8 protein-coding genes are annotated in these 8,750 nt (G+C 64.5%); all 8 read left to right on the top strand.

What is annotated here, in order from left to right; translation table 11 throughout:
* Window positions 1-562 (top strand): SGNH hydrolase domain-containing protein (locus WAN71_RS04090; protein WP_422224106.1); only part of this gene is annotated, 562 nt, incomplete at its 5' end.
* A 55-nt stretch (window positions 563-617) separates the two neighbouring features.
* A complete protein-coding gene (gene glgX, locus WAN71_RS04095) occupies window positions 618-2,798 on the top strand; it encodes a glycogen debranching protein GlgX (protein ID WP_422224107.1) in 2,181 nt (726 codons plus the stop codon).
* A gap of 3 nt (window positions 2,799-2,801) precedes the next feature.
* The gene (treY, locus tag WAN71_RS04100; RefSeq protein ID WP_422224108.1) at window positions 2,802-5,099 is read left to right on the top strand and encodes a malto-oligosyltrehalose synthase; all 2,298 of its coding nucleotides are present in this window, start codon (window positions 2,802-2,804) and stop codon (window positions 5,097-5,099) included.
* Window positions 5,092-6,831, top strand: coding sequence for a malto-oligosyltrehalose trehalohydrolase (gene treZ / locus WAN71_RS04105; protein ID WP_422224109.1), 1,740 nt, complete (start codon window positions 5,092-5,094; stop codon window positions 6,829-6,831). The genes treY and treZ overlap by 8 nt, the downstream gene beginning before the upstream one ends.
* A 36-nt stretch (window positions 6,832-6,867) precedes the next feature.
* On the top strand, window positions 6,868-7,302 hold the full coding sequence (locus WAN71_RS04110) for a hypothetical protein (RefSeq protein WP_422224110.1): 435 nt from the start codon (window positions 6,868-6,870) through the stop codon (window positions 7,300-7,302).
* A 12-nt stretch (window positions 7,303-7,314) separates the two neighbouring features.
* The gene (locus WAN71_RS04115; protein WP_422224111.1) at window positions 7,315-7,554 is read left to right on the top strand and encodes a hypothetical protein; all 240 of its coding nucleotides are present in this window, start codon (window positions 7,315-7,317) and stop codon (window positions 7,552-7,554) included.
* On the top strand, window positions 7,523-7,963 hold the full coding sequence (locus WAN71_RS04120; protein ID WP_422224112.1) for a PIN domain-containing protein: 441 nt from the start codon (window positions 7,523-7,525) through the stop codon (window positions 7,961-7,963). The genes WAN71_RS04115 and WAN71_RS04120 overlap by 32 nt, the downstream gene beginning before the upstream one ends.
* Before the next feature lie 372 nt (window positions 7,964-8,335).
* Window positions 8,336-8,750: NAD(P)-binding protein (locus WAN71_RS04125; protein ID WP_422224113.1), on the top strand; the 415-nt coding region annotated here is incomplete at its 3' end.

Raw genomic sequence — 8,750 nt, forward strand, 5'->3', positions numbered from 1 at the left:
CAAGATGGGCTGCCCGCTTTCTACCGAACAGATGCCGTTGGTGATGGGCAACAATGCGCCATACCCGGAGTGTCGCGACTGGGTGCCCAAGGCCATGGCCCAGGTGGTGACCGAACATCCGGACTACGTGTTCACCACCTCCACCCGGCCCTGGAACATCAAGCCCGGAGATGTGATGCCCGGAACCTATGTTGGGATCTGGCAAACGTTCTCCGACAACAACATTCCGATCCTTGCGATGCGAGACACGCCGTGGCTGGTCAAAGACGGTCAGCCGTTCAACCCATCGGACTGCCTGGCCAAGGGCGGCGACGCACTGTCATGCGGTATCAAGCGCTCCGACGTGCTGGCTGACCACAATCCCACTCTCGATTGGGTCGAGCAGTTCCCGCTGCTCAAACCGCTGGACATGAGCGATGCCGTCTGCCGCCCCGACATTTGCCCCGCCGTCGAGGGAAACGTGTTGGTATACCACGACGCCCATCACCTGTCGGCCACTTACATGCGCACCATGACCAATGAGCTGGCTCGGCAGGTCGGGGCGGCCACCGGTTGGTGGTGACGATGCGCGTGGGGGACGCAGGGCGATCAGATCCGGTCGCCGATAAAGTCGAAGGATGCCGCCGTCAGACCCGACCAATGGTGTCGCTGCAACTCCGCCCAAGCTGGTCACCGTATGGCCGGGCAGCAGTTATCCGCTCGGCGCCACTTTCGACGGCGGCGGCACCAACTTCGCGCTGTTCTCCGAGATCGCTGAAAAGGTCGAGTTGTGCCTGATTCACGACGACGGGCAGGAGAGTCGAATCCCTCTTGAGGAGGTCGACGGATACGTTTGGCACGCTTATCTGCCGACCGTCAGCCCAGGACAGCGCTACGGGTTTCGGGTGCACGGGCCGTTCGACCCGTCGACTGGTCACCGCTGTGACCCCAGCAAGCTGTTGCTCGACCCGTACGGGAAGTCGTTCGACGGCGAGTTCACGTTCGACCAGGCGCTGTTCTCTTACGACATGGCCGTCGCGGCCGAAGACCCCGCCGAGACCGGCACTCCCCCTCAGGTCGATTCGCTCGGGCACACCATGACCAGCGTGGTGATCAATCCGTTCTTCGACTGGGCGACCGACCGTGCCCCCCGCACGCCGTATCACGAGACGGTTATCTACGAGGCGCATGTCAAGGGGATGACCGAGACCCATCCAGGTATCCCCGAAGCACTCCGTGGCACCTACGCCGGGCTGGCGCATCCGGCGATCATCGATCACCTCAAATCGCTGAATGTCACCGCAATCGAACTGATGCCGGTACACCAATTCCTGCACGACCATCGGCTACTGCAGTTGGGGCTGCGGAATTACTGGGGCTACAACACCTTTGGGTTTTTCGCCCCGCACAGCCAGTACGCCGCGAACCGGCACGCCGGCGGTGCGGTGTCCGAGTTCAAGTCCATGGTCCGCGCGTTTCATGAGGAAGATATCGAAGTCATCCTCGACGTGGTCTACAACCACACCGCCGAAGGCAATCACCTCGGTCCGACGATCAACTTCCGCGGCATCGACAACGCCGCCTACTACCGGCTGGTCGACGAGGACCTGCGGTTCTACAAGGATTTCACCGGCACGGGTAACAGCCTCAACGCGCGCCATCCGCACACCTTGCAGCTGATCATGGACTCGCTGCGGTACTGGGTGACCGAGATGCATGTCGACGGCTTCCGCTTCGACCTCGCGTCCACATTGGCTCGCGAGTTTTACGACGTCGACCGGCTGAGCGCGTTCTTCGACCTGGTGCAGCAGGATCCGGTGGTCAGCCAGGTCAAGCTAATTGCCGAGCCGTGGGATGTCGGCGAAGGCGGCTACCAGGTCGGCAACTTCCCGGGTTTGTGGACCGAATGGAATGGGAAGTACCGCGATACCGTGCGTGACTTTTGGCGGGGCGAGCCCGCGACCCTTGGCGAGTTTGCGTCCCGGCTCACCGGGTCGTCGGACCTGTATGAGGCGACCGGCCGACGTCCCAGTGCCAGCATCAATTTCGTCGTCGCCCACGACGGGTTCACCCTGAATGATCTGGTGTCCTACAACGACAAGCACAACGAGGCCAATGGTGAAGACAACCAGGACGGCGAAAGCTACAATCGGTCCTGGAACTGCGGCGTCGAAGGACCAACCGATGACCCCGAGATCATGGATCTGCGGTGCCGGCAGATGCGGAACATTATGGCAACGCTGGTGCTCAGCCAGGGAACTCCGATGATCGCGCACGGCGACGAGATGGGACGCACCCAGCACGGCAACAACAACGTCTACTGCCAGGACTCCGAATTGTCCTGGATGGACTGGTCGCTGGTCGACAAGAACAGTGACCAGCTGGCATTCACCCGCAAAGTCACCGCCTTGCGCAAAGACCATCCGGTCTTTCGTCGCCGGCGGTTCTTCGACGGCGAGCCGATCCGCAGCGGGGACGAGGTGCGTGACATCGCCTGGCTGACACCGGTGGGCAAGGAAATGACCCATCAGGACTGGGGCGCCGAGTTCGACAAGTGCATCGCGGTGTTCCTCAACGGCGAAGCGATACCCGAACCCGATGAGCGCGGCGAGCGGGTGGTCGACGACTCGTTTCTGTTGTGCTTCAACGCCCATGACCACACAGTGGATTTCGTCATGCCCGATGATGACTACGCCGCGGAGTGGACGGCCGAACTGGACACCACCGATGCCACCGGTTCGGTAAAGCTGGTCGTGCACGACGGCGACGAAGTCTCGCTGCCGGGCCGGGCGCTGATCGTGTTCCGTAAGACTCAGTGACGCATGGCTTTTCCCGTACTGGCCACCTACCGGTTGCAGCTGCGGGGTGAGTCGAGCGGTTTCGGGTTTACCTTTGCCGACGCCGAGAACCTGCTCGATTATCTCGACGAGCTCGGAGTGTCGCACCTGTATCTGTCGCCGATCCTGACGCCGGTCGGCGGGTCGGCGCACGGTTACGACGTCACCGACCCGACGACGGTGTCGGCCGAACTCGGCGGCCCGGCGGGTCTGGCGCGGCTGTCGGCGGCGGCGCGGGCCCGCGGCATGGGACTGGTGGTCGACATCGTCCCCAACCACGTCGGGGTGGACAAGCCGGAGCAGAACCCGTGGTGGTGGGATGTGCTGCGGCACGGCCCGTCGTCGACCTATGCGCCGCATTTTGACATCGACTGGGATCTGGCCGATGGCCGAATAGTGTTGCCGGTATTGGGTTCTGACGACGACGTTGCCGACTTGACCGTCGACGGTGATCTTTTACGGCGGGGTACTCTGGCGTTCCCGATCGCCCCCGGTACCGGTCACGGCACCGGCCCCGAGGTGCACGACCGCCAACATTACCGGCTGATCGGGTGGCGGCACGGACGGTGTGGTTATCGCCGTTTCTTTTCGATCACATCGCTGGCCGGGCTGCGCCAGGAGGATCGTTCGGTGTTCGACGCCAGCCACGCCGAGGTGGCCCGCTGGTTCGCCGAGGGGCTCGTCGACGGCATACGCATCGACCATCCCGACGGCTTGTCGGATCCACCGGGCTACCTGCACCGGCTGCGCGAACTCATCGGACCCGACGCCTGGATCGTGATCGAGAAGATCCTCGCCGTCGACGAGGCGTTGGAGCCGACGCTACCGATAGCCGGGACAACGGGTTACGACGTGCTTCGGGAGATCGGCGGGATTTTCGTCGACCCGAACGGTGCACCGGCGTTGACGGCGTTGCTCGAATCCGCGGGCATCGACTACCAACACACCCCGGCCATGCTGGCCGATCTCAAGACCGCCGCGGCCACCGAGACCTTGGCCGCCGAGTTGGGCAGGCTGCGGCGGTGCATCGTCGCGGCGGCCGGCGCCGACCACCCCGAACTGCCCGCAGCTGTGGCCGCGCTACTCACACACATCGACGTCTATCGCACCGACTACCGCGGTTTGGCCGCAATACTGCCTGCTGCGCTGGCGGCGACCCAGTCTGCTGCACCGGAATTGGACGTTCCACTGCAGCTGATTGCGAGCGCGTTGGCCGGCGGCGGTGAACCGTCGACGCGGCTGCAGCAACTGTGCGGCGCGGTGACCGCAAAGGCCGTCGAGGATTGCCTGTTCTACCGCGACGCCCGGCTGGTGTCGCTGAACGAAGTTGGCGGCGAACCACATCGCTTCGGCGTCGGCGCCGCGGAATTCCATCACCGCGCCGCGGCCCGCGCCCGACTCTGGCCGCAGGCGATGACGACGTTGTCGACCCATGACACCAAACGCGGCGAGGACGTCCGGGCCCGCATCGGTGTGCTGTCCCAGGTTCCGTCGCTGTGGGCCGAATTCGTCGCCCGCTGGGAAGCCGCGACCCCCGCCCCTGACCCGGCCACCGGATTGTTTCTGTGGCAGAACATCTTCGGCGTCTGGCCGGCCACCGGCGAGGTCACTAGCGAACTGCGCGACCGGTTACACGGATACGGCGAGAAGGCCATACGAGAAGCGGCCTGGCACACCTCCTGGCACAACCCGAACGCCGACTTCGAGAGTGCGGTGCACGGCTGGCTGGACGCCGTGCTCGACGGCCCGGTGGCGCGCGAGCTGACCAACCTGGTGCTCCGGCTCCAAGCGCACGCCGAGAACGACGCGTTGGGCCAAAAGCTGCTCGCCCTGACCGTGCCCGGCATCCCCGACATTTATCAGGGCACGGAGTTGTGGGACGACAGCCTGGTCGACCCGGACAACCGACGCCCGGTGGACTACGAAGCCCGACGCCAAGCCCTGAGGTCCTTGCAGCATCCGAAAATTCGAGTCGTCAAAGCGGCCTTGCAATTGCGCCGCGCCCGTCCGGACACCTTCCTGCGGGGCGGCTACCACCCGGTACTTGCCGGGGGAACCGCCGCCAATCATGTGCTGGCGTTCGTGCGCGGTGACGACGTGCTGGTCGCCGTGACCCGCTGGACGGTGCACCTCGAGCAATCCGGCTGGGGCGACACCGTGGTGTCGATGCCCGAGGGCGGGTGGACCGACACGCTGACCGGCGCGGTGGTCACCGGTCAGGTACCGGCCACCGAGTTGTTCGCGGAGCTGCCGGTGGCCCTGCTGGAGCGCACCAATGGCTGAATTCGCCGTGTGGGCACCCAGACCGGAGAAGGTCCGCGTCGACGTCGAGGGTGAGGTTCATCCGATGACGCGCAGCCAGGACGGCTGGTGGCGGACCACTGTCGACGCGGCACCAACTGCCCGCTACGGGTATCTCCTCGACGACGATCCGAAGGTGCTGCCCGACCCGCGATCGCCCCGGCAGCCCGACGGCGTGCACGGCCGCTCGCAGTTGTGGGAGCCCGCGACCGAGGCGTGGACGGACAGCGGCTGGACCGGCCGTTCGGTGCAGGGTGCGGTGATCTACGAGCTGCACATCGGTACCTTCACGCCCGAGGGCACCTTCGACTCGGCGATCGAAAAGCTGGATTACTTGGTGGATCTCGGCGTTGACTTCGTCGAGGTGATGCCGGTCAACGCGTTCTCGGGCACACACGGCTGGGGATACGACGGGGTGCTGTGGTACGCGGTGCATGAACCCTACGGCGGACCCGACGGGCTGATCCGGTTCGTCGACGGCTGCCATCGCCGCGGCCTGGGCGTGCTGATCGACGCGGTGTTCAACCATCTCGGCCCGTCGGGTAACTACCTGCCGCGGTTCGGGCCGTACCTGTCGTCCGCGAGTAACCCGTGGGGAGAAGGCATCAACATCGCCGACGCCGACTCCGACGAAGTGCGCCGCTACATCATCGACTGTGCGCTGCGCTGGATGCGTGATTTCCACGCCGACGGGCTGCGCCTAGACGCCGTTCATGCGCTGGTGGACACCACCGCGATCCATATCCTGGCAGAGCTATCGGCCGAAACCGCACTACTGGCCGAGGAACTGGACCGTCCGCTATCGCTGATCGCGGAGAGCGACGTCAACGACCCGCGGACGATCACGCGCGGTCGCAGCGGCGGCTACGGGATGACCGCGCAGTGGGATGACGACATCCACCACGCCATCCACACTGCGGTGTCCGGGGAGCGCCAGGGCTACTACGCCGACTTCGGTTCGCTGGCCACACTGGCAAAAACGTTGCGCAACGGCTTCTTCCACGCGGGCACATATTCGTCGTTTCGCAAGAGGCGACACGGACGGCCATTGAACACAGCGGAGAGCTCAGGGATTCCGGCCACCCGGCTGCTGGCCTACACCTGCACCCACGACCAGGTCGGCAATCGCGCGCTGGGAGATCGCCCGTCGCAAAGCCTGACCTATGGCCAGCTGGCCGTCAAAGCCGCGCTGGTACTCGGGTCTCCCTACACTGCAATGCTTTTCATGGGCGAGGAATGGGGCGCGTCGACCCCGTTTCAATTCTTCAGCTCCCATCCAGAGCCCGAGCTGGCGCGCGCCACCGCTGAGGGACGCAAGCAGGAGTTCGCTGATCACGGTTGGGACGCCGACGATATCCCCGACCCGCAGGACCCGCAGACCTTCCAGCGCTCGAAATTGGACTGGGACGAGGCCGACACCGGTGACCATGCGCGACTGCGCCGGCTCTATCAGGACCTGATCACACTGCGGCGTGATGAAACTGACCTGGGCGACCCGTGGCTCGACCACCTGGTGATCGACTACGACGAGGACCGCCGCTGGATCGTCATGCACCGGGGCCGGTTGGCGGTCGCCTGCAACCTGGGCGCCGAGGCGGCGGCCGTTCCGGTTACCGGCGAGGTGGTGCTGTGCTCCGCTTCGCCCAGCGTCGCTGCCACGACCACCGAGTTGCAGCCGTATTCGTTCGCGGTCCTGCGGGCTGTGGATAGCTGACTACCCGCGGCGCCGCCGACCGCTGATGATGCGCGAATGAGTCATCACGAGCTGTTGCCGATTCCGCAAATTGCCACCGCATGCGATCCGGTTTACTCAGCAGCCGATCTGCGCCAGCGGTGGCGTGCGCTGATGGGGCCGCTGGGATTTGACGAACGGCTGCTGTGGTTCGGCCTGATTGGGCCGGATCGCTGCTTCACCAGGAAGCTCAGCCACATCCCGGTGCGCCCGCGGCCACAAGGACGCATCGTGTGGAACCTGATGTCGGCGCTGCGCACGCTGCTCGACGACCTGGGACCGCGAAACACGGTGGCGTTGCTACTGACCGGGCCCGGGCGTGGGCCGGTTTCATCCGCCGACCGGGTGTGGTCGAAAACGTTGACGGACATGGCCGAAAGGTTCGCGGTTCCGTTGGAACCGATCTTCCGCGCCAACGACGAAACGCTGGAGCAACTATCACAGAATCTGTGATACTGTGAGCCTGTGAAGAACATCACCGTGTCGGTTGCTGACGACGTCTATCGCACGGCGCGGATTCGGGCAGCGGAGCTCGGCAAGTCCCTGAGCGCCCTCGTTGCCGAGTTCCTAAACTCGCTTTCCGAGCGGGAGACGGAATTCGCTCGACTGGAGGCAAAGCAGCGGCGGGTCCAGGGCGAAATCCGCAACTTTCGCGCGCGCGACCGCCTGAGCCGTGACGACGTCCACGACCGTGCGGTTCATTGACACCAATGTCCTGCTATATGCGATCTCGCGCGATCGCGGAGAGCAGGACAAGACGAAGCGCGCCAACGAAATCCTCGCCGGCCGGGACATAGCGCTATCCGTTCAGGTTCTGCAGGAGTTCTACGTCCAGGCGACGCGCAAGAGCCGGCGGGATCCGCTCACCCGTGAGCAGGCCATCGAGTTGGTCGAGTCGTTCATGCGCTTTTCCGTCGCGCCCATCACAGCGGGCCTGATGCTGGCCGCATTTGCGACACATCGGCGTTTTGGCATCTCTTACTGGGACGCCGCGATCCTCGAGGCTAGCCGCTCGCTCGGCTGCGATGTCGTCCTCTCCGAGGACCTCAGCGACGGCGAAGACTACGCCGGCGTGCGAGTAGAGAACCCGTTTCGTGCCAGTCACGACAAATAGCGGTAGCCCTCGAACCGCGCTCGGGAGCTCACGTCCGCGCCGTGGCATTCGGTTAGGTGCATCGTTTTGGTGACCACTCTGCCAGCGAATCGGTCTCGGTGATCGCAGCAAGCAGCCGGATTCCCGTCACGCCTGGGCGCCTTCATATTTTTTGAATAATCGCGGTTCCCGCGCGGTAGTGCGGCTGCGGACGCCCCTACGACCCTGGGATGACGCGAATTTCCGACCAAGGGACGATGTATGTCGGCGATGTGGTTCGTACGATGCAGCTATGGCGCTTGGCCTGGGGCAATGCCGCGTCGGGGGGCGAGTCATAATGAGCCCTGCGCCACCCCGTATGTGGGATGTCGTGCTGCGACGGAAGGCCAATCGATGCCCGAACCTCAAACGTCGGCTGTCACGATACAGAGCGTTGCGGCGGATGTCGGCGTCTGCTCAGCGGAGACGCCCGGATTAGCGAGCTGCGACGTCTGCATCGTGGGGGCCGGCCTCGCCGGACTCAATGCCCTGTTCGTCGCCAGCCGGTACCTGTCTCGCGATCAGAAGGTCATCCTGGTCGACCGCCGTGACCGCGTCGGCGGCATGTGGGTCGATACCTACCCGTACGTGCGACTGCACCAGCCGCATCCGATGTTCACCGCCGGAAACATCAAGTGGACTCTGGGCCAGGACCGCTCGTACTTGGCGACGAAGAGCGAGGTGCTCCACCACTTTGAACATTGCCTCAATGTGATTAAGCAGCGGGTGCAGGTTGAGGAGTTCTTCGGCTGGGCAGTCGAGTCCGACG

It is taken from the genome of Mycobacterium sp., from assembly GCF_049280035.1.
GTDB lineage: Bacteria > Actinomycetota > Actinomycetes > Mycobacteriales > Mycobacteriaceae > Mycobacterium.